At 55.2% G+C, this 22,628-nt stretch carries 11 protein-coding genes and 1 tRNA gene; 8 read left to right on the top strand and 4 right to left on the bottom strand.

All coding sequences use genetic code 11. The features are described 5' to 3' along the window. Positions 1-171: 171 nt before the first annotated feature. Positions 172-258 (top strand) — tRNA-Leu (locus tag AEAC466_RS28950). A 333-nt stretch (positions 259-591) separates the two neighbouring features. After that, positions 592-2,334 carry an SLC13 family permease gene (locus tag AEAC466_RS28945; RefSeq protein WP_023457275.1) on the top strand — a complete coding sequence of 581 codons (1,743 nt, stop codon included), beginning with the start codon at positions 592-594 and terminating at the stop codon, positions 2,332-2,334. Here AEAC466_RS28945 and AEAC466_RS28940 read toward each other — a convergent pair. Both AEAC466_RS28940 and AEAC466_RS28935 read right to left on the bottom strand, forming a co-directional pair. Beyond that, positions 2,331-3,596 (bottom strand): MFS transporter, encoded by a 1,266-nt coding sequence (locus AEAC466_RS28940; RefSeq protein ID WP_155913533.1) that lies wholly within the window; start codon positions 3,594-3,596, stop codon positions 2,331-2,333. The genes AEAC466_RS28945 and AEAC466_RS28940 overlap by 4 nt on opposite strands. A gap of 219 nt (positions 3,597-3,815) precedes the next feature. After that, positions 3,816-5,453 (bottom strand): sodium:solute symporter family transporter, encoded by a 1,638-nt coding sequence (locus tag AEAC466_RS28935; RefSeq protein ID WP_023457273.1) that lies wholly within the window; start codon positions 5,451-5,453, stop codon positions 3,816-3,818. Positions 5,454-6,227: 774 nt separating this feature from the next. Here AEAC466_RS28935 and AEAC466_RS28930 point away from each other — a divergent pair. The 4 genes from AEAC466_RS28930 to AEAC466_RS28915 all read left to right on the top strand — a co-directional run bounded on the left by AEAC466_RS28930 (position 6,228) and on the right by AEAC466_RS28915 (position 14,024). Next, positions 6,228-7,703, top strand: a complete 1,476-nt coding sequence (locus tag AEAC466_RS28930) for a glycoside hydrolase (protein WP_052025077.1) — start codon at positions 6,228-6,230, stop codon at positions 7,701-7,703. An 89-nt stretch (positions 7,704-7,792) separates the two neighbouring features. After that, positions 7,793-8,575, top strand: coding sequence for a FadR/GntR family transcriptional regulator (locus AEAC466_RS28925; protein ID WP_023457271.1), 783 nt, complete (start codon positions 7,793-7,795; stop codon positions 8,573-8,575). Between the two features lie 327 nt (positions 8,576-8,902). Beyond that, positions 8,903-10,756: a glycoside hydrolase family 35 protein gene (locus AEAC466_RS28920; protein ID WP_023457270.1), complete on the top strand. Its 1,854-nt coding sequence runs from the start codon at positions 8,903-8,905 to the stop codon at positions 10,754-10,756. Between the two features lie 523 nt (positions 10,757-11,279). Further along, positions 11,280-14,024 (top strand): TonB-dependent receptor, encoded by a 2,745-nt coding sequence (locus AEAC466_RS28915; RefSeq protein ID WP_031238399.1) that lies wholly within the window; start codon positions 11,280-11,282, stop codon positions 14,022-14,024. A 172-nt stretch (positions 14,025-14,196) separates the two neighbouring features. Here AEAC466_RS28915 and AEAC466_RS28910 read toward each other — a convergent pair whose 3' ends face one another. Then, a complete protein-coding gene (locus AEAC466_RS28910) occupies positions 14,197-15,204 on the bottom strand; it encodes a LacI family DNA-binding transcriptional regulator (RefSeq protein WP_023457268.1) in 1,008 nt (335 codons plus the stop codon). A gap of 613 nt (positions 15,205-15,817) precedes the next feature. On the opposite strand from AEAC466_RS28910, the gene AEAC466_RS28905 reads away from it, so the two are divergent. Both AEAC466_RS28905 and AEAC466_RS28900 read left to right on the top strand, forming a co-directional pair. Further along, a complete protein-coding gene (locus AEAC466_RS28905; protein ID WP_162148933.1) occupies positions 15,818-18,781 on the top strand; it encodes a TonB-dependent receptor in 2,964 nt (987 codons plus the stop codon). A gap of 220 nt (positions 18,782-19,001) precedes the next feature. Further along, positions 19,002-20,528, top strand: a complete 1,527-nt coding sequence (locus AEAC466_RS28900) for a tryptophan halogenase family protein (protein WP_031238397.1) — start codon at positions 19,002-19,004, stop codon at positions 20,526-20,528. A gap of 332 nt (positions 20,529-20,860) precedes the next feature. Here AEAC466_RS28900 and AEAC466_RS28895 read toward each other — a convergent pair whose 3' ends face one another. Further along, on the bottom strand, positions 20,861-22,441 hold the full coding sequence (locus AEAC466_RS28895) for a hypothetical protein (RefSeq protein WP_023457264.1): 1,581 nt from the start codon (positions 22,439-22,441) through the stop codon (positions 20,861-20,863). Positions 22,442-22,628: the final 187 nt, after the last annotated feature.

Below are 22,628 nucleotides of genomic sequence, written 5' to 3'. Positions count from 1 at the left end.
ACGTGCGAACCTCTCGATAACGCAAGGTTTTTACCGAAGCAACGCCTTTAAGTCAGCCCCCGAAAAAGATTTGTGAAAATCGTCATCAAAGGCGTTGACCGGCGAAAACTTTCCCCCTATAGGTCGCCGCCTCGCCGAGCAATCGGCAGAGACTACCACCTAAGACTAAGTGCCCAGGTGGCGGAATTGGTAGACGCGCTGGCTTCAGGTGCCAGTGGCTTAACGGCCGTGAAGGTTCGAGTCCTTTCCTGGGCACCATTAGGTTGTTCGCTTTCGTCCGCGAAAGCTGGAAAAACCCTTAAAAATGTGCTAGTTATAAGACGCTGAGTTCAACTCCTTCCGGCGGAGTTCGCCCGTATCCGCCGCTGTTTGGGGGTATATTGGGGGTCACTCTACGCGGTTCGGTCCTAAAAATGGGACAGACGTTATGGCACTTTTACTCTAAAGTTGTACACATATGCGCAAAACGGCGGCGCCGCCGCCTTTCAAATAGCAACACATCTCATCATTGAAATTTTAGTGTCGTCCGGCGGCTAATGGTCACTCCTAAACGCTACCCGAACTCGGGTGCAATTGTTCCCGGGGCCTCTATTGCTGACTGATTACGTGTCCCCGCCGCTGCTGTGCGGCGTCATTCTTATCGGCGCGCTGACGCTTTTCATCACCGACAAGGTGCGTCACGACCTTGTCGCGCTTTCAGCCCTATTCGCCTGTCTCGTTACAGGTCTGGTAAAATTCGACGATGCGCTGAAGGGGTTTGGCGATCCGGCCGTCATTACAGTGGCAGCCGTGCTGGTGGTAGGGCGGGCCCTGGAACTGACCGGCGTTGCCAGTTGGATCGCGCGCTCGGTCATCCCCGAAAAGGCGGGCTTTACGGCACGGTTGAGTATGCTTTTGCTGGGGGCATGCTTTCTGTCCGCCTTTATGAACCATATCGCCGCCCTGGTGATCATGATGCCACTGGCGACCGAACTGGCGCGCCAAAGCAAAAAGCCGGCGGGCATGGTGCTGATGCCGCTCAGTTTTGCCACCATGATTGGCGGCATGACGACCCTGATCGCCACGCCGCCGAACATGATCCTGTCGTCGTTTCGCGAAAAGGCGCTCGGCGCGCCGTTCGGGTTCTTCACCATGACGCCGGTGGGGCTGGCCGTCTGTGCGGTGGGACTGACCTATCTGGTCCTGCTGGGCTGGCGCCTGCTACCGCACCGCAAGGGTAATGAGATGACGGCGGATTCACCCTGGCGAGTGCTAGAACTGCCGCTCGATGCGCGCAAAATCCTAATCCGAGAGGACACTGCCCGGCAGTTGCGCCAGACCCGGACACGCATACTGAGCCTGCTGCGCCGCAACAAGGCGGTCAAGTGGCCCAAAAACAATCGCGTGCAGTCCGGCGACCGGTTGCTGCTGATTTCGCGGTCATTGCCGGCGCAAATCCGTGAATCGATCAATTTCGCGCGTGGCCGCGAGACCGCGGAACAGGGACATGTAACGGCCCGTCTGATGGTGCCGCACAATTCGAGCCTGATCGGCGAAACCCACGACGCAGTAAAGTCACGCAGCGGCGGCGGGTTGGAAGTTACCGCTGTGGGGCCGCGTGCCGCCACTTTGCGGTGCTCGCTATCGATGGTGCCGATCCAGAGTGGCGACCAGTTGTTTATCAGCGGCCCGGCGGCGGATATCGCGCGTTTCGCCGCCAATGAGCGTCTGATCGAACTGGACCGGCGGGATTCGATTCCGGTCAATCTACGCACGGCCATCCAAACCGTGGCGATATTCGCGGCGGCAATTCTGGTGGTGATTTTTACCGACGTGCCGCCGAGCCTCAGTTTCCTGGGCGCGGCGGCGTTGATCGCCGCCCTGCGTCTGATCCCCAAGGAAGAGGTCTATAGCTCGATCGACTGGAGCATACTGGTACTGCTGGCAGCGATGATCCCGGTTGGCGGCAGTTTTGAGACCTCTGGGGCTGCGGATATCATAGCCAAAAGCGTCGGCGGTGTGATGACGGGTTTCCCGTTGCCCATGGCTATCGGTGCCATGTGCGCGCTTACCCTGTGCCTGACGATACTGCTTAATAATGTGGCCACGGCGGTAATCATGGGACCTCTGGCGATCCAACTCGCGACCTTGCTGCATGTTCAACCCGACGCCATGCTGCTGGCGGTGCTGGTCGGGACATCCTGCGATTTTCTGACACCGATCGGTCACCAGAACAATCTGCTGATCATGCGGCCGGGCGGTTATCGGTTTGGCGATTACTCACGCGTCGGGGCCATCATGTCGGCATTGGTGATCATCACAACGGCGATTGTTCTGAGTTTCCAGTATGGCTAAATGCCTGTGCGCGATATATCGAGCATGCGTTGTTTGCGGCGACAGAAAAGCCAAATTGAAACTATCAGGCCAATCCCCGCCAAAGCGGCCATCAGGTAATAGCCGCCAGCGCCAAGATGATCAAAATACATGCCGGAAAGCAAAGTACATATACCGGTCATGACGCCACTGGCGTAGGCCGAATTTATGGACTGTGCGAGACCTTCGTAGCCGGCGGGCACGATCTGGAATATAAGTTCCAGACCTGCCAAATATACAGCCACGAAGCTAAGGCTATGCAGAAGCTGCAATGGCCAGAGGAGCCAGAGCTCCGACACGTTTGCCAATAAGGTCCAGCGCACAACGCCCGCGACGGCGCCAAGTATCAACAGACGCCAAGGACCGAGCCGTCGTCGAAGCGGGCCGCCTAACCCCAGGAAAAGGAGTTCGCCCAAAACCGCCACTGCCCACAGGAGGCCGCAGACAGTTGAGCTGTGGCCAGCTTTTTCCCAGATGATGGTCGAAAAGGCATAGTAAAAGCTGTGCGCGGCCTGAAGGCAGCCGACGGCCGCCATCACCAGGATGAAGTCCCTGTTACGAACCAGTGTCGCCAGTCGAACCCGCGGAACGAATTGGTCGCTTGGCGTAAGTGTAGGGTCAAGCCGGAAATGAGACGGAAGGATAAATCTGGCGCCTACGGCCACAGTTGATGCCGATATCACCGTCCATACAAGGACAGCGTTTATACCTGCGGTCTGCAACAGATAGCCGAGACAAATATTGGCAAATATAAATGAGGCTGAACCGGCGGCTCTGGCGGTGCTAAAGGCAAATCGCTCGGATCGCGACAGTTGCAAGGTCATGGCGTCCAGTAACGGCGTGATACTGGATATGCCTGTATAGCCCAGCCCATATAGTGCCATATAGAGCATAAAGCGGGTCTGGTTTGTCCCCGCCCCCAATCCCATCAGACCATAGGACAGGACCGAAAGCAGTCCCAAGTACATAATCGGGGTTCTGTATTTTTTAAATCTGTCCGCCCAAACTCCGGAGAGAGGGCCTGTGATGGCCCGGCCAATCAGAGGTATAGCGAGTATCCAGCCGATTTGCCCCGCCGACATTCCTTTGTATCCCAACCACAACGGAATAAAAGGCAGGCTGGCGCCCGTGCCGGCACAAAGCAGAGCATAGAACACCGCTTGGCGCATTAATGTCCCTTGCTGCGCCGGCGCCGACTTGGCCACGTTCGCTTCAAGCGAGGAGACAGTTTCTGCCGGCTGCACTCGGCTCTTCGCCACGATGAAACCTTCTAAGGGATTATATGGGAGGCAAGATCAAGGCTGGTAGCGTTATCACGGCCAACCGTGACCTGCATAAAAATCGCATTATATAATGTAGGTCAATGCCAATTCACAAGAGATTCGCGCGACACCCTACTGTAATTTGTCAATTTTCGCATAAATCATATGATTTATTATATATGTTTGCGATTTGGGAGCGGGTTACCAGAAGATCGCATAAAGGGCGGTCAATATGAGAAGTATCCCCAAGGCAGCAGCGTTGAATGCCTTCGACGTCTTAAAATCGATTTTGCCGAGGTCGATGGCGGTGTCGGACGGGGGCTCAACCGTGAGCAGTGACACGCCAACACACGTTACCAGCGATATCCAGAAGACCCATCCCACGCGGTTGAGGAACGGCATATCCGGTAGGTGGCTGACCACCCAATGCGAAACCATATCCGGCGAGGGATGCTGGTGAAGATGAGACGCCAGGTAAAATAGACAGGACGCCGCGAAGCCTACGGCAACGGCGGAGAATGCCCCTGCGGTTGTGCAATGTCGCCACCCCATGCCAAGCACGAAGATAACAACAATCGCGGGGGCAAAAAAGCCCGTCAGGCTTTGCCCGAATTGAAAGACCTGGTCGAAGCTGCCAAGCAGCGGTTTTGCGACTAAAATAGCGGTCAGAAGCGCAACAGCCGAAGCGAAGCGACCTATAACGACAAGCTTCCCGTCAGGAATGGCCGGATTAAGGGGTTTTACGATATCCATTGTGAAGATGGTGGCTATGGAGTTTATCTTGGATGCCGATGACGCAACAATCGCCGCTACGAGCGCCGCAAAGACCAGGCCCAGGCATCCGGTCGGCAATAGCGTCATCATGGTTGGGTAGGCTTGGTCGGACCGGCTGATCTCCGGAGCCAGAATAAGGGCAGCCATGCCTGGTACGACCACGATCAACGGCATGAGCAGTTTAAGGTAGCCGGCGAATGCGATACCCTTTTGCGCCTCAGACAACGATTTCGCCGCCAAGGCGCGCTGGATGATGTACTGATTGAATCCCCAATACGAGATATTCATGATCCACATGCCGCCGACCAATACGGCGATCCCGGGCAGGTCTTTGTAGTACGGGCTTGAGTTCGGCAGGATCATTTTGAAGTGTTCGGGGAACTGGCGCATCAATTCGCCAGCGCCCCTTATTACACCTGCTGGGGACGGATGTCCGCCGATACGGGACAATGTCACCGCGACAATGATGAGGCCGCCAAGCGTGAGCAGCGACACCTGCACGATATCCGTCAGCGCGACGGCCTTGAGGCCGCCGGATAGCTGGTACGCCAGGGAAAAGCAGCCGAGCAGAATGACAGCGAGCATAGGATCCATACCGGTCACTGTGGTGACAGCGGTTCCGCCCAGCCAAAGTATGGCTGTGAGATTTATCAGGATGTATTGGGCCAGCCAGAATACGGCCATGAGGTATCTGACGCTTGGCCCGAATCGCTGAGCCAAAAATCCGGGCATTGTCCGAATGCCGCTACTGAAAAAGACAGGCAGGGCGAATTTACCGACGAGCAGAAGCGTCGCCGCCGACATCCATTCATACGACGCGACCGCAAGGCCGATACGAAATCCGGACCCTGACATGCCGATGATTTGTTCGGCAGATATATTTGCCGCAATCAGTGAAGCGCCGATCGCCCACCACGGGAGCTGGTTGCCGGCGAAAAAGTACCCTTCTGTGCTTGTTTGCAATTCCGGCCGACGTCGCGTGACATATTGGGCAAGAATAAAAATACCAATAGCGTAAGCGATAGTGATCGCGATATCGACAGCCGATAAGCTATTCGCTGTCATTGCGGGCCGGCCCTGCCTTACGTGTGTCAGTGGAAGTGATTTCTTTAGCCGTAGCTGAAAATTCAGCGACGGGTAAGGTGGGAGAACGCAGATTTGTTCAATACGCAGAACGCAAAAGGTTTCAACCGATTGCTTTTTATAGTCACATTTTTTGCCCGAATGACCGCCGGTCATATCGGCGCGTAGCACGTTCCCGCACCCGGGAATATAGTCCGGGCGAGAGGCATTTAGCCCGCAAATTACGCATCTGTCTGGTTTTTAACAAGAATGTAATTTTCACCCCTTGGTCTGTATGCCGGGCTTGCATCTCCAATGAAGATAATCACAAAGGTGGGCACCATAGACAAAAAATAGAATCGACTTGCCAAATATTAAATGCGATTTATTGTCGCTGATGTTTGACACGCCATCCCTCCCTGATGGAGTGGCTGCTGAGCCTGCCGGATCTTGGCATTTTCAGCGGCTCTGACACCGAAGAGGCAACTCTTTGACCCACCCCCTGACTCGACTGAAGGCTTCTTCATCGTCGCCCCGCGTATGTGCTGCACCTCCTCCATCCGATTTTGCGTGTCGGAATTTCAGTAGGCAGCCATGCGCGGGGAACTTGTCCTGGATACGTCAATAAGAAGGGGCTAAGCACGAAGGGGCCTCTGCGGGGAAATAATGCCGAAGTATAAATCTTATGGATCGCGTGTTAAATTGCGTAAAAGGCTCGCCATTTTGGCAATTGGCGCCATCTGTTCGGGAGCTTCGACGACCTCGAATTCGTTTGCTATGTCGGATAAGGCGGCTTGCCTTGCCGCACGAGCGGATCAACAGGTCAAGGTAACGGTGTCTCCCAAATGGGCGGAGCCCGGAAAGCCTTTTGAAGGCTGGGGAACCGCACTAGCCTGGTTCGCTAATGTGACAGGGAGATTGCCTTCGGCCCAGCGGGATAGGCTGGCTGACCTGTTATACGGTGAGAACGGCCTAAGATTTAATATCGCCAGATATAATATTGGCGGCGGCAACGCGCCTGAACAGAAGGCTTACCTGCGCAGCGGGGCTAATATTTCAGGATTCTGGAAGCGGCCGGCGGGCGCATCGGGCAATGACTGGTGGAATCCTGATGATCCGTCGCAATGGGATTGGTTGGCGGATCCGGGGCAGCGCTGGTGGCTGGATGCCATCCGTGAGCGTGTGCCCAGAGAAGATCAGATTTTTGAAGCGTTCTCAAACTCTCCACCCTATTTCATGACGGTCAGCGGTCGAGTTTCAGGAAACGTCGACGGCCTGACCGACAATCTGCTGCCGGGAAATGAAGGCATTTTTGCCGATTATCTGGTAAGGGTTGCAGCGGAACTTGAGCAGCGGCACCAAATTCATTTCCGCACCCTGTCACCCGTAAATGAGCCCAATACACCCTATTGGTACGCCAGCAATACGCAGGAGGGGGCGCATTGGTCTCCCGCGCGCCAGGCAAAAATCATAACTGCGGTTGCCAAGGCTCTGCGCGACCGGGGCCTGACAACAACCCTTTCCGCCATGGATGAAACGAACGCCCAGACCTTTGTCGAGGACTGGGCGGGCCTCGATCAGGCCGCTATCGACACCATAGACCAGATCAACGTGCACAGTTACGACACCACCGGAAAGACAGCCGTACGTGATATCGCCCAGGCTACCGGTAAGCGCCTGTGGATGTCCGAAGTCGATCTGTCACCACCGAACGTGCCTCAGGCCTTTGATGATATGCGTCCCGCGATCGCCCTGGGGGAGCAAATCGTCAGCGACATTAATCGCCTGCGACCAGTCGGGTGGGTGTTGTGGCAGGCGATTGAGAACGAGGCCAAGCCGCCTTCGTCAGGCTCCGACTGGGGGCTAATAAAGATGAACTACGATAACACAACTGCACCGCAGGTACATATCACGACAAAATACTGGTCCATGGCCAATTTTTCGCGGTTTATAAGGCCTGGCGACAGGTTCATTCCCGTGGATGACACCGACACGGTCGTAGCCCTTCGGCCGGACAATCGGACCGTGGTTATGGTGCATGTCAATCCGGGACTTTATTCGCGACACCTGTTCCTGAATTTGCCGTCACTCGACGCCGGCTGGACTTACAGGGTATCCACCACCGTCACAGACGCCACCCACCAAGCGGAAAATCTATGTAACGCTTGTACATTTGATAGCGGTGGGCTTGTCGCGCCGCCCAAATCGGTCACAACCTTCGTGCTTCGCCCTGTCGGTGTGGAGCTGCGATAGTGCGGACGGGGACGTGCCGAGATCTTGACATCTTGTGTCTATCACCAACCTAAATCATAAAGCCTATCGAAACAGACTCGGGTGGACGAATGCAGGAACATGAGGATGCTGGCGAAGGCGAGGTTTTCGCTGAAGGAACCTATGAGGAAGCCGTGTCAACCGGGCGCCTCCACGGCACGCTTGCGCATCGCCTGGCCGTAGACATCCTGCGCGGGGTCTATAAGCCAGGCGATATTTTACCCTATCAGCTGGACTCCAGTGAAGCGCTCAATATTTCCAGGACACCTTACAGGGAAGCGCTGAAGGTTTTATCGGCAAAGGGGTTCGTTGAGAGTCGCCCCAAGCGCGGCACGCGTGTTTGCGATCGCACGCAATGGAACCTGCTGGACCCCGAGGTTATGGGGTGGATGTTCGAGACGACGCCCACGGACGAGTTCATTGATGGTCTTTTTGAGTTGAGACTGATCAATGAGCCCGCAGCGGCGGAGCTGGCAGCCGAGCGCCGAACGGCGGAGGAACTCGATCGCATGCGCCACGCAATGGAGGTGATGCGGGTCGAGACCCTGGCGACCGAGACGGGCCGCCTTGCGGATATCGACTTCCACAAAACCTTGCTGGTCGCGACTAAAAATGAGGTGCTGATCTCCCTGAACAGCTCCATTGCCGCCGCGATCGCCTGGTCCACGCGGCTGAAATCATCAGACCCAAAAGACGCCCGAAATAGCTGGCAGGATCACTATCGTGTGTTTGAGGCGATTGAAGCCGGCAATGGTCGGGCCGCGCGCTGGTCGATGGAATCTCTTGTCCGATTTGCCCTGGAAGATACGCGCCGCTCACAAAAGCGGCGTCAAAATCTGCCAAACGAAGGGTAGCTCGTCAATAGGACCTGCCAGGGATTGCTCCCCCTTGGCAACATTTCCGCCCATTTAATCACATTTATAATTGCCAAATTTATATTGCCTGACTATTAATCATTTGTCGCTGTCTGCAATTTCAGCAGGCAGGTGCACACAAAAGGATAAATTTGCGATCACTGGGGACGCTTTGAACTGCCCGCCATGGCGAAGCAACTGAGGTCACCTTAATAAATCGCACTTAAAATAACGCTCTATACGCAGCAGCGCTGTCCTTCCCGCAAGGCTCGGGGCGGCCTAGGTGCAGCAGGGCAATAAGACATATTGAGCAGGAAGAAGCGCCAAATGGATTCACATCATCTGAGCAGACGCGGTTTTGTCGCGTCCGTGGCCGCCATGGGCGCAAGTCTCGCCATTTTTGAGGGTGCCTCGGCTTCTGCGACCAGCCCGCGCTTCACCGTCACCGGCGACCAGTTCATGCTGGACGGCAGACCGTTTCAGATACTGGCTGGTGAAATGCACTATCCCCGTATTCCTCGTGAATATTGGCGGGACCGGCTGCGCAAACTTAAGGCCCTGGGGCTTAACACCCTGACCACATATGTGTTCTGGAACGTACACGAAACAGCGCCGGAGGTTTACGACTTTTCCGGCAATCTCGATATCGCTGCCTACATCCGGATGGCCCACGAGGAGGGTCTTTGGGTCAATTTACGTCCGGGGCCTTATGTATGCGCCGAGTGGGACGGGGGCGGGTTGCCAGCGTGGCTGTTTCCCGAGGAAACCGGTATTGCGCGGACAAGCGATCCAAAATTCATTGAGCCAATGAAGCGGTGGTTTAAGCGGCTGGGTCAGGAATTGACCCCGCTTCTGATCGACAATGGCGGCCCGATCATTCTGACCCAGGTCGAAAACGAATACGGCGCCTTTGGTGCGGACCATGCTTATATGGCTGAGGTCATGCAGGCTGAGCGTGACGCCGGCTTCTCGGGCTTGCTTTACACCGCCGATCCCTCGCAGTTTGTCGCCAATGGCTCGCTTCCGGGCGTGGTAGCCGGCATCAATTTCGGCACAAACTACAAGGCGGAGGAGGAATTTGCCGCTCGCGCGAAAGTGCGTCCAGATGGTCCGTTCTTCAATTCGGAACTGTGGGGCGGCTGGTTCGACGCCTTTGGCGATCTCCATGCCACGATGGAAATTCCGCCGTTGATTGCCAGCCTGAAGTGGATGCTCGACCACAAGATGTCCATCAGCTTCTACATGCTGCACGGCGGAACCTCCTTCGCCTGGTACGCAGGCGCCAACTGGGACAGCAAGGGCTACGCGGCGGATATTTCCAGTTATGATTACGACGCCATCCTGGATGAAGCGGGGCGTCCAACGCCCAAGTACGAGGCAGTGTCCACTCTGCTAAAGAACTACCTGCCCGCCTCGGCATTCGCGCCGCTTCCCGAACCGGAAGTTCCGGCAATTATACCGCGCTTCCGTTTAAGGCAGGCGGCACCACTTGACCAGTTGCTGCTAAAGCCAACCCTTGAGAAAGCGCCTAAGTCACTGGACGCCGCGGGACAGATGCATGGCCTTATGCTGTATCGCTATCAGGCAAAGGCCGCGGCCAAGGGAGAGCTCAAATTCGGCGATGTTCGCGACTACGCCCTCGTTCGGATAAACGGGAAGACCGTAGCCACCCTCGACCGACGCCTGAAAGAAACCTCTGTTTTGGTGGACTTGCCGAAAGGCGCTGTGCTCGACGTCTTGGTCGATACCCATGGTCATTGTAACTACGGCAAGAATATTGGTCGCGACCAAAAGGGCCTTATCGGTGGCGTAACCCTAAATGGTATCCCTCTGGAAGGGTGGGCGCAGTATGGCCTGCCGATGGATAACCTGACGGGCCTGACCTTCAGCGCGCAGGCCCCGGACGGCCCCGCATTTTATCGCGGGACGTTCTCGGTCGAAAAGCCGGGATTCACATTCCTTGATATGCGGGGCTGGGGGAAGGGGTACGTCTTCGTCAACGGGCACAATCTTGGCCGCCACTGGTCGGTTGGACCGCAACGCGCAATGTTTGTACCGGGGCCGTGGCTCAAGGCAGGCGAAAACGAAGTGGTTGTCCTGGACCTGCACGAGAGCGCGGAACGCACATTGGCGGGCGGAGCCAACGAAATCTGGGATTTGCCTGGGCTGGTAAAAGGTTAGATGGCGCGATGCTCGCGAATGAAAGCCCATCTCGCGGGCTCGTCTCGTGAAGACGACTCGCGCCTCCATGGCGAAATGCGCCGACTATCAGGCTTAAGACGCGCGACAGTCAGAAGCTGTCTAATCGGGTACGGCAGGGCCAATGGTCTGCGTAATTTTGCATCTGACTAATCAGTTTTAAAGCCGCCAGATACTCTGAATGATATGATTTAAATTTTGCCCTGTGGACTCCAGCTTGGGCGAACGGCACAGCCATTTCGATTAGAACTCTTAGCGCAACCCCTTAAAATATCACTATCTATCTGATTTTTCTAATATATATAAACTTTTCTGGCTGATTTTCGCATCCTTAGAGGCGGTCACCTTTACCAGCATTAACCCTCCCTGTAACAATTTCGACACATCTCAACAATTTAGTCAGATTTGAAAAATCAAAGGTGGAAATTAAGTCATATTGTCTTACAAATAAAGTCAAAGAGCCGTCCGTTATCAGCGGCCTTCATAAAAAATCCAGGAGGAACATATGAAATCGAAAATTAGACTACTTGCGTCTGCATCTATTGTGCTGCTGGCCGCGCAGGGCACTGCCTTTGCGCAGTCAGCGTCAGATGCCGCGACGCAGGCAGACGCTACACCGCAGGCAAGCACCGCCAAGGCCCAGCCCACAGCCGAGTCTACGGAGGCGAAGACTGATTCGACCCTCGTTGTTGTTAAAGGCTACCGCGCCAGCCTCCGGTCCGCGCAGGCCATCAAGCGCCGCTCCGACTCAATCGTCGATGCCGTTGTCGCCGAAGACATCGGCAAGCTCCCGGACGTCAACGCAGCCGAATCGCTGGCGCGCCTGCCGGGTATCCAGATTGTTCACGGCAGCGATGAAGGCAGCGGCGTCCTGGTGCGGGGCCTGCCCGATGTCGCGACGACAGTCAACGGCCGCGACATCTCGACTGCCGAGCTGCGTCGTGTCCAACTCCAGGATTTCCCCTCCGGCGCGTTGGCGGGCATTGAAGTGTACAAGTCGGGAACTGCGGACCTGCTGGAGCCCGGCCTTGCCGGTCTCATCAATGTGCGTACGCGCCGCCCGTTCGATTTCAAAGGGTTTGAAATCGACGGTGCGATCCGCGAAACCTATAATGATCAGAATAAAAAGTTCAACACCAATGGCAACGTACTGATCACCAACCGCTGGAATACCGGCGCCGGCGAAGTCGGCGCCCTGTTAAATCTGTCCTATACAGAACAGGATTTCCGCAATGCGGTGCGTTGGGCGACCGGATATATCGCAACCAATACTGTGGCCGGGCAGACCGCCAGATATCCTGATGCCGTCGGCGTATACATGGATACGGGCCATCGCTGGCGGCCATCCGCTAATGCCACGCTGCAATGGAAACCGAATGCGCAGGTCGAACTCTATGCGGACTTGCTCTGGCAGGCCTATCGCGCTGAACATTCCAATGACTGGGCACAGGCGCCCCTGTGGAGCGGCACGAAGACGAATGTGGTGTTTGAAGACGGCACCAACAAGATCCAGAGCATGACCAATACCGGTGGCGAACCGATTTCGTTCTATCGCTCGACCGGCTACGACCGCACCGACACGCAGCAGATCGCGGTGGGCGGCAGCTTCACCAGCGGCAAGCTGAAGCTATCGACCGATCTGGCTTATACGAACAGCGTCTATTCGAACTCGTCGTGGAGCCTCGATTCGGCGCTCAACACCTCTTATCCAATCAACATCAATTACACTGCCGGCGGCGGGGCGGCATGGACTGCGGTCGGCCTGGATGTGTCAGACCCAAGCCACTACATCTGGCGCGGTTACTACGAAAGCATTTACAAGGTCGGCGGCAACGGCATCCAGTGGCGTGGCGACGCGGTCTACGATACCGACTGGGGTATCTTTAAGCAGATCAAGGCTGGGCTGCGATACTCCGACCGTAACGCCTTCCTCGAAAGCAACGACCGTTACGGCTGGACTCTCCCGCTCGCGATTCCGTTCACGTCGATCGGCGTCGGCGACCTGTCTCTCACTCAGGATACTTTCCGCGGCAATGAGCAAGGCTTCCGCAGCTATCTTCAGCCGTCGCGTGAAGGGATTGTCGGCAATCGTCAGGTTCTCCTGGCCGAAACCCGCGCCGCCATGGCGCAGCTCAACGATGTCGGTGGCATAGCAAACTGGGCGCCCGATCTTATGGGGTATAATCCTTACCGAGGCTTCAATGCTAAGGAAGCGACCCGCACCGCCTATCTCCAGGGGCGTTACGAATCGCACTTCTTCAACTCGGATGTCGACGGCAATATCGGCGTGCGTGTCGTCAATACGGTCGGCAAATATAGCGGCTTTTCGAGCGTGACATGGGACGGAGTCCAACAGGGCATTCCGAAGAGTATTACCCAGAACTATATCGACGTACTTCCGAACGTGAGCATGCGCCTGCGGCCGACCAACGACATGCAGATTCGCCTGGGTATCACCAAGACACGTACGCGCCCAGACTTCAGCCAGCTCAATCCTGCTCTCAGTATTTCGCAGTATACCGGTACACCAAGTCCGACCGCCGCGGACGCCTATGGCTCGGCGGGCAACCCGGATCTGAAGCCATTGACGTCGTCCAACTACGATATAACCTGGGAATATTATCCGTCGCCAAACACTTCGGCGAGCGTGGCCGTATTCTACCACAAAGTAAACGGCTTCATTAATAACTACACGACCCGGACGAATGATCCGGTTTATGGGGTGCTGGAAGTCTCCCGGCCTGAAAATGCCGGCGACGGCAAGATCAAGGGTATCGAAATCGCCGGACAGACCTTCCTCGACTTCCTGCCCGACGCCTGGAGTGGTTTCGGCGTTCAGGCGAACCTGACCTATATCGATGCCTATAACCAGTTGCCCGCCACAATCGACAGCACCGGCGCAATGGTCAAAATTCCGGGTGTATCGAACTGGAGCTATAATCTGGCGCTGTTTTACGAGAAGGGCAAGATTTCGACACGCCTCTCATATAATGGCCGTTCGCGCTGGATAAACGGATACGACAATCGTAACGCCGGCGTCGAAGGGGAAGGCACGGAAGCGGTGAATCGCCTGGACTACTCGTTCAGCTACTCACCGAACGACTTCTACACGATCAACCTCGATGTCTCGAATATTCTGGCCCAGCCGTTCCACAACTTCCACACCTATGAGCCGGGCAGAGCGTTCGTGCGCGATATCCGCGACGAAGGCCGCTATCTCGGCCTGTCCTTGCGGTTCAAATATAACTGATCGCAGGTCAGGGACTGGCTGACATGTGAGAGGGGCGTGTCCATTCGGGCGCGCCCTTCTTCTCTTTAGGTGGCCGGTCTTTAGGTAGTCAGTCTTACGTGGCAGTGTTTGCGCCATGGTCGCCAAGCGCGTAGACGTCACAGGGCGCACACGCGCTCACATCCAAACGGCCTCAGCCCCCGCAGGAGCCTCGGACGATGAGTTCGGTCTGCAGCCTTTCGGATGGCGAATTATGCCCCGCGAGCTGGCGCATGGCCTTCGTCACAAGCAGGTGGCCCGCCTTCAGGACGTCCTGACGAATAGTTGTGAGCGCCGGGCTCGAAAAACTGGCAACATCTATGTCATCATACCCGACGACGGAAACATCGTCAGGCACGACGATGCCATGCATGGATAAGGCGCGCATCGCACCAATGGCCAGCATATCCGAAGCAGACACAATACCATCAAATTTCACCCCGCGATCCAAAAGATCGTTCACGGCTTCAAAACCTGAGTCATAGACCAGCTTCGTGTGTTGTATGAGGGACGCATCCATTTCAACGCCATGGTTTGCCAGTGCGGATTTGTAACCGGCCAGACGCTGCTCAATTTCAGCCACATCACACGCTCCGAGGAAAGCGATCCGCCGCCGGCCCAATCTCAACAAATGGCTCGTGGCCCTTTGCCCGCCGAAGAAATTATCTGTTCCGACCGAGCAATAATTCTGATCCTCAAGCTGCGCTCCCCAGACAGCAAGCGCTCTTCCCTGCTTGTTGAACTTGTTCAAGGCCTCGTGATACTGGCTCTGGCCAAGAAAAATAAAACCGCCCGTCGGATGAGCGCTCATCAACTCGGCCAGGCCATCGGCGTCCCTTGGCACGCGATGAGAGATTGAAAAATCGATATGACGCTCACGCATGGCACTTCCAATGCCGCCCAGCAGGCGTAACTGAAATGGCTCAGCCATCTGCGTGCTGATGGCGGGCACCGCCATCACCACGATAATCTGACTATGGTCGATTCCCTGGCGGCGCTTGATGTCGTAATTGCTCTCCTTTGCCAGCCTGAGAACGAGTTCGCGCGTCTCCTCACTGATCGCGGGATGGCGGGCCAATGCGCGGGATACAGTGGAAACGGACACGCCCGCCTGAAGGGCAATCTGTTGTAGCGTCACGGGTGGCGCGGCTTCTTTTTGCATGCAGTCTATTTACCTTGCGCGGCGGCTCTCCGCAAATTACATACAGGTTATGCAAACTTTGCATCACAAATCAAGCGCCGTGAATGACGTGACTCTTGCGCGGCCGGGAATGCCAAAAATCAATAACCGTTAAAAAACAAAATATTAATTAAAATTTTCAATTCCCATTGATTGATTTCATTCGCACTACTGCAAGAATAATATTGTCTCAAAATTACAACAGGGCGCAAAGTTGCAGCGCTATTTGCGCAAATGTGCATTGCCTTCGCGATGATTGGTGATAGCCTTGCCCTCAATGCGCATGCCAGACACGCACAAACTCCACGGTTAGCGCTGTGGGGCGCCGCTGTGTGGCATGACCTGGCAGACTTAAACGCGCAGGCACCTTAATTCGCGCTCCCGCCAAGGACGCGAAACTTAAAAAGATTACACAAGCAGGAGGAAGTGGAACACGATGAGAAAGACCAGCAAAAGGACGACGTCCAGTCTGACCAGATTAGGTAGTTCGTTGGCGGTGCTCGCGATTGCAGCCGCGTTAAGTGCGCCGACCGCAGGTTGGGCACAAACGGCTGGATCCACTTTGCGCGGAACGGCGCCGGCTGGCGTGACGGTTGTGGCCACAGACGTTAATTCGGGCGCCGTGCGCCAAGCCAAGGCCAGCGCCGATGGCACCTATGTCATTGCCGGCCTGCCCTCGGGCAATTATCACGTGACGGCTGGCGATAAGGAAGCGGCCGACGTCTCGGTGGCCGTAGCCTCTGTTGCGGTTTATGACTTTGGTGCGGATAAGGCAGGAAGCACCGGCACCACGACGGTGGTAGTCACCGGCCGCAGGCCGTCCGTTGAAATTCGTTCGTCGCAAGTCAATCAGTTCGTATCCCTGCACGATATCCAGGCCTTGCCGCAGGCAACGCGTAACTTCATGGAATTTGCCGATACCGTTCCGGGCGTGCAATTTAACGTGGACGGCGGCAGCACCCACAATACCTCACTGCGTGGCGGCGCCCAGTTGGCTTCTGCGGTCAACGTCTATATCGATGGCGTCTCGCAGAAGGACTTCGTCCAGGGCGGTTCCGGCTTTGCCGGCAGCGCGGGTGTTAACGGTTCGGGCGATCCGGGCAACCCCTTCCCTCAGCTCGCCATCGGCGAATACAAGGTTGTTACCTCCAACTACAGCGCCGAATATGGCGATGCTGCCAGCGCCATCATCATTGCGCAGACCAAATCAGGTGGCAACAAGTTCCACGGCGAGATTTTCGGCACCTATACCGACGAGAATTTGCGTGCCAAGTACCCGTCTGAAAAGGCGTCTGGCACCGAGAAGGGCAAGGCGCCCAGCAAGGAATATGGTCTCGCCTTCAGCGGCCCTATCATCAAGGACCGTATGCACTTCTTCGTCACGTGGGAACACAAGGATTTGTCGAACCAGAGTGACGTCTATCCCGGCGCAGGTGTATCGCTGTCGCAAGCCCAGGCCTTGCTGCCCGCAAACGTCGCGAGCCAATATGGCCCCTTGACCAATCCGTTCACGGAAGATCTCTATTTCGGGAAAATCGACTTTGAGCCCAGTCCGAACGACAGAATTGAGGCAAGCCTCAACTATCGTCTCGAAGACATGTTTACCGGCGGCACCGGCCAGAACGCGAAATCGACCGAGGCGCCTTACACCAATAATGTCAAGCGTTCGGACATCCGGTGGCAGCATAGCACCGACGCCTGGGTAAATGAACTGCGCCTGTCTTATCAGGACACCAATGCGTCGACGTCGACGACAACAGGCTCCCCGCAGTTTGCCTATACATATTATCCAAACGCGTCGAGCGTGAGCAACCCTACGGCTGGCTCTGTCGGATTGATCAATGTCGGTGGTCCGGGCTCAGGTGTTGGTGCGGTGAGCTCGCAGAAGGGCTTTACCCTCCAGGACGACCTCACCTTTGCCAATTTAGAGGCATACGGCAATCACACCCTCAAAATAGGCGTCAGCTACGGCAGCATCGATCTGTTCACGCAGGACGGCAGCTCTGACAAGTCCAATGCGACCTATTACTATGCTGTCACGGCGAGCGGCGTTTCCGCAACGCCCTATCTGGTTCAATATCCAAACATTGTGCCGGGTTATACCAACACAAGCGTGAGCACCACCGACAAGCAATTCAGCGCCTATATTCAAGACGACTGGCAGGTGAATGATCGCTTGGAAATCAATCTCGGCCTGCGCTGGGATCACGAAGAGGTGCCGGCCTACCTGAACTATGTCACGCCGTCCGACGTTGTGGCAGGGATTAACAGCCTGTATCCCGGCACGACTCTGACCTATAAACAAGTTCTGGCTTTGCAGATTTCAAACAAACCCGGAGCTCCCGGCATCAACCTGGACAACTATATCAGCACGGGGTCCAACCGGAAGGCGCCGAATAATTTCGCGCCGCGACTGGGCTTCTCTTATGATCTGACTGGTGACGGCAGACGTGTGCTCTTCGGCGGTTACGCCCGCTCTTATAACCGCAATCTCTTCAGAACCCTGGCCCTGGAAACCACCAAGGTCGCCCTGAACAATAACCCGCAGATCTACTTCCCGTCTCCCATAAACCAGGATGCGTTTGGCGCCTGCTTTACGGCGGCAGATGTCAATCCGGCCCATCACTGCTATGCCTGGGACGCGTCCTATCTGACGCCGGCAGGGCTTTCAACACTTCAGACCGATGCCTCCTCGCACGAAGTGGATTTGCTGAATAACGACATCAGGACGCCGTATTCAGACCAGTACAGCCTTGGGATTCGCAACACGCTCGGGGAATGGAACACGCAGGCCACCCTGTCCTATATCACCAGCTACGACTCGATTATCGGACGTTTGGGTAATCGCTACGCGGACGGGTCTTACTTCCAGAACGGCAGTCAATGGGGCGCCCAAGGCGTCCCGGGTGTTGGCGGGCTTATTCTGTGGGATAACGGCGGTAAGGATGAAAACCTCCAGCTCGGTCTGGCGGCGCAAAAGCCTTACACCAAGGAATCGGGTTGGAGCATGACCGTCTCCTACACCTACTCTGACGCCAAGCAGAACAATGTCGCCGGCATCAACCCGTATTCGGTGGGTAACAACCAATATCTGTTCGACTACCCGAATATCAGCGACTATCCGCTTCTGCAGTCCACGGCAGTGCCAAAACACCGCCTGGTCATGACCTACTCCCGCGATCTGCCTTGGGACATGTCGATGGCGGCCAAGCTGTCAGTGGCAACGCCTACATCGGCTATGCAGATTTACGGCTGCCAGACACCTAATGTCTCCGTCTGTAACAGCTATGGCGGCAGCGTTCAGACGATCGTTAGCGAACGACCGAAGGATACCATCGGCTACAAGGAGATCGACCTGCAGATCTCAAAGAACTTCAAGCTGCCCAGCGGCGTTGACGGTTATGTGCGGGCGGATGTCCTGAACCTGTTCAACTGGGTCAACTACGATCCGAACTCGGTCTACTTCCCGAACTTCGGCGAGAAGCCTGTTTACACCAAAAACGGCCCCATCGTAGGATCGCCCTTTACGGTCAGACTCTCGACCGGCGCTAAGTTCTAATGCGGAATGGGTTCCGGCATTTGCACCGCGCGAATGCCGGAACCTAACCACTGCCAGACTTGCTCTAGTCAGTTGAGCTATATTCCGCTGAACTCCAGCCAATTTGCATTTACGTGCCATGCTGGCGCAGCACGATTTTTCCCACTATTATCCGTCGAATAGTTTTTAAACTCGGCCTGAGCGCTGAGCCTTTATTTCCTCTTCCTTCGCTGGACATCCAATGACTTTGCAACAGGCCAAACGCCCCATAAAAACCGTCGCGGTTATCGGTGGTGGAACGGCAGGGTGGATGAGCGCTGCGGCTATCTCCAAATCATTCGGCACGGACATCCTGGTTCAATTGGTTGAATCTGAAGAGATTGGCCTGATCGGGGTGGGTGAGGCGACCGTACCACACATTTCAGCCTTCAACCGCTTGTTGGGGATTAATGAAGCGGAGTTTGTCAGAGAAACCAAGGGGACCTTCAAACTGGGTATCCAGTTCAACGACTGGGGCAAGATTGGCGATTCCTATATACACGGATTCGGCACAATCGGCCGTGACCTGGGCTTAATGCCTTTCCACCAATACTGGTTGAAGGCCCGTTTCGCCCGCAAGGCAAAGGAAATTAGCCAATACTCACTCAATACCGTGGCCGCGCCTATGGGCAAGTTCATGGCGCCGCCGCGCGACGCCCCCGCGAACTCTCCACTGGCTGAGATCGCCTACGCCTACCATTTCGACGCGACCCTTTACGCCCGCTTTTTACGCACACGCGCAGAGGCGCAAGGCGTCGTGCGTACAGAAGGTAAGGTCGTTGCTGTCAATCAGAATAAGGAGAGCGGCTTTGTTGAAAGCGTAACGCTTGAAAACGGGGCGACGATTACGGCCGACCTGTTTATCGATTGTACCGGCTTCCGCGCTTTGTTGATTGAAGACACGCTGCATGCCGGTTTTGAGGACTGGACGCATTGGCTGCCTTGTGACCGGGCCCTGGCCGTGCCGTGTGAGAAGGTTGGGCCGCCAACCCCTTACACGCGGTCCACAGCGCGTTCGGCGGGGTGGCAATGGCGTATCCCGCTACAGCATCGCACCGGGAATGGATATGTCTATAGCAGCCAGTTCACCAGCGATTCCGAAGCCGCGGATCTGTTGCTCAACTCGCTGGATGGCCGGGCGCTTTCCGATCCGAAAGCCATACGTTTTACGACCGGCAAGCGGCGAAAACTCTGGGATAAGAATGTCGTCGCGATTGGCCTGGCCGGAGGGTTTATCGAACCGCTGGAATCAACCGCCATTTTCCTTATCCAATCGGGCATATCGCGCTTGGTGAGCTTGTTCCCTCAATCGGATTTTGAACCGGTGCTGCAAGACGTCTATAATGCGCAAATGCAGTTTGAGTACGAGCGGATCAGAGACTTTATCATCCTGCATTATTACGCCACCGAGCGCAGTGATTCCGAATTCTGGAACTATGTGCGAACCATGCGTGTCCCGGATTCGGTGAAATCCTATATCGATTTGTTTGCCGCCAATGGTCAGTTCTTCCGCGAAGGCACTGAATTGTTTGGCTTAACCAGCTGGGTACAGGTGATGTTGGGCCAGGGAATCATGCCGCGCAGCTACCACCCGGCTGTAGATTGGGTCAAAAACGAAGACATGCAGGCTCTCGTCGATCACGTGGAAAAGGTAGTGGCATCAAACGTGGCGCTGATGCCGAGGCACGAAGACTTCATCGCGCGATATTGTGCAGCCAGTCCAATTTAGGGCCATCGCTGAGCGCCTAGACCGATCTCTCAGGAATAGATCACCGTGCAGTATCGCGGCGCGCCTGAGCAAAATCAAAGCCGCGCACAAACGGCCACAATATAGACTGGCCTACGCCCCAAATGCCGTCGCCATCATTTTCGACCCCGCGCAAAGACCACACCTTATACCATGTGTGGACGGCGGAAAACACGAAGCCAACAAACTTGCACATGAAAAACAATATTACGGAGTGACGAGTTCTCTAAACGACGTGCAGACAAGGCTTTGCGAATGGTATGGAGCCATTGCTTTAATCTTGCACTACGCTTGCATCACGCTCCAAAACCGCATCATACCCCTTTTTGGGCACGTCTGCTTTCGACGTTAAGTTCGTCCCACCATGGAATTATCTCGCCTGGATCAAAGGGGTAAGGCTTTTCTTCCACATCGTCTCTAAGCTCTTTTTTGATGTCAGGCAAAAGCCAACCTGTAAATTTCTCAGTTCTCGCAATGGCAAGTGTGCCAAGAAACAAGTCCTCGTCGGCCTGGAGAAGAACTCTCTCAAAATACTGAATTGACGCGAATATTATCGGCTTTTGATCTTGCAATTCGATGCCCGGCTCGTTCTTTGCCTTCACTTTAGCCCGGTCTAACACGTGAACTTGAAGGTTGCGAGACATGGAGAGCCAACTGTCCACGGTCAGAAGCAGAGCATGTGTGGCATCATCAATTTGATGGCGCGTCAGGCCTCTGCGACAATGAGAGAAAAATCTCCAAAGCTGGAACACGCCTTTCGCCAGCTCGTCATATTTATCGCTTGCGGCCACCGCAGGATCGCCCGCATATTGGGCAGAAAATGTCAGCTTCGTTGCTTTACATTCTATGACGGCTGCGACACGTCCTCTATCTAATACTATTGCGTCGGGGGAATCGACAGGCGTCCCTAAACCCGGTCGGTTGTAACGATATTCTCCCTCGACATTAAAGCGGGGCATTACTGTAGCAATAAACCTGCGGACATAGTTTTCGAACTGGCGCGCCACCTCATCTCGAATAGCTCCACCCCCTGGCTGCAAATCGTAATACATTCCTCCCGAAACGCGAAGCATTATGAGAGGCGGCAATGGTGCTCTGAGATTTGTACCATGTCGTCCATACGCGATAATTGGCTTTCGCCTGAGAAGGCTCGGGCGATACGCGATTGGCTGCATTTCAGCGTCTAGGTTTTTAAGCAAGGCCTGAAACGCATCGCCAGTTTCGGCGTGCGAGATTGTCATAAGCGATGCGGCGCGCTCAGCAGTGGCTTTATTAAGTCCAATAGCACTAAAATCTAACGGTTTTGTCGCCAATGGGCGTTGGCTGAATAGTGCCAGCAATGCAAAGCCCGCCTTCGTGAACTGCTCTACCGATAGGCCATAATAATCATCAAAAAAAGCAGCACAGTTGCCGATCCCGTAAAGATAAAAATAGCGATAAAAATCAGCTCTATTTACAAATCCTCTCTGCCAACTGAATTGCCTATGAGCAATTCTATGCAGCTCCATAAGTACGCTGGTTTCGTCCAAATACGTTGCGGACTCGACGTCTTCCAATTTGCGAAGGCGATTACACAATTCGCCAATCAAGCCGAATTGATCATGTGAATCAAGCCGCCGACGCAGGTCACGACCAGCCTCGAAATGTAGATTCATCAGTGTTTCAATTTCCCATGGTTGAATTGCCCAACGACTATCGATCGCGTTTGTCATAGCTTCAACTGGGTACGAGATAATCTCTGCCGCCCGCCGTACCGGTTCCGACTGTTGTAACCCCCAGACTGCCCAAACAAGCTGACAGAAAGATTCAGGGTCTGCGGCCGACAGTACTTCTCCTATGTTTGCCTTGAGCTTGGGAAACTTCTTTCTTGCAAGCTCGGCCTTTAGACGGCTCATACATTATCTCGCTATAATTGTAAAAATAACGAAGATGTTAGTGTGGATTCTATAGTGAAAGGAAGTCGGGCATCTTTTCAACGCGAGCAAGCGCTGTTAAAAATGCCCCAGATTGGCTTGTCATGAAGACACTTTCACCGATACATGCCGACTTCACTATCCGCCGTTATCCGAATTTTTCCATGTG

Source organism: Asticcacaulis sp. AC466 (assembly GCF_000495815.1).
Classification (GTDB): domain Bacteria; phylum Pseudomonadota; class Alphaproteobacteria; order Caulobacterales; family Caulobacteraceae; genus Asticcacaulis.
Note: the sequence above shows the minus strand (reverse complement) of the source record. Positions and strands in the feature narration are given on the sequence as shown.

Coding starts and splice junctions, on each gene's coding strand:
- AEAC466_RS28910 (WP_023457268.1), bottom strand. CDS start 15,204: ATGCAAAAAGAAGCCGCGCCACCCGTGACGCTACAACAGATTGCCCTT.
- AEAC466_RS28930 (WP_052025077.1), top strand. CDS start 6,228: ATGTCGGATAAGGCGGCTTGCCTTGCCGCACGAGCGGATCAACAGGTC.
- AEAC466_RS28900 (WP_031238397.1), top strand. CDS start 19,002: ATGACTTTGCAACAGGCCAAACGCCCCATAAAAACCGTCGCGGTTATC.
- AEAC466_RS28915 (WP_031238399.1), top strand. CDS start 11,280: ATGAAATCGAAAATTAGACTACTTGCGTCTGCATCTATTGTGCTGCTG.
- AEAC466_RS28920 (WP_023457270.1), top strand. CDS start 8,903: ATGGATTCACATCATCTGAGCAGACGCGGTTTTGTCGCGTCCGTGGCC.
- AEAC466_RS28925 (WP_023457271.1), top strand. CDS start 7,793: ATGCAGGAACATGAGGATGCTGGCGAAGGCGAGGTTTTCGCTGAAGGA.
- AEAC466_RS28935 (WP_023457273.1), bottom strand. CDS start 5,453: ATGACAGCGAATAGCTTATCGGCTGTCGATATCGCGATCACTATCGCT.
- AEAC466_RS28895 (WP_023457264.1), bottom strand. CDS start 22,441: ATGAGCCGTCTAAAGGCCGAGCTTGCAAGAAAGAAGTTTCCCAAGCTC.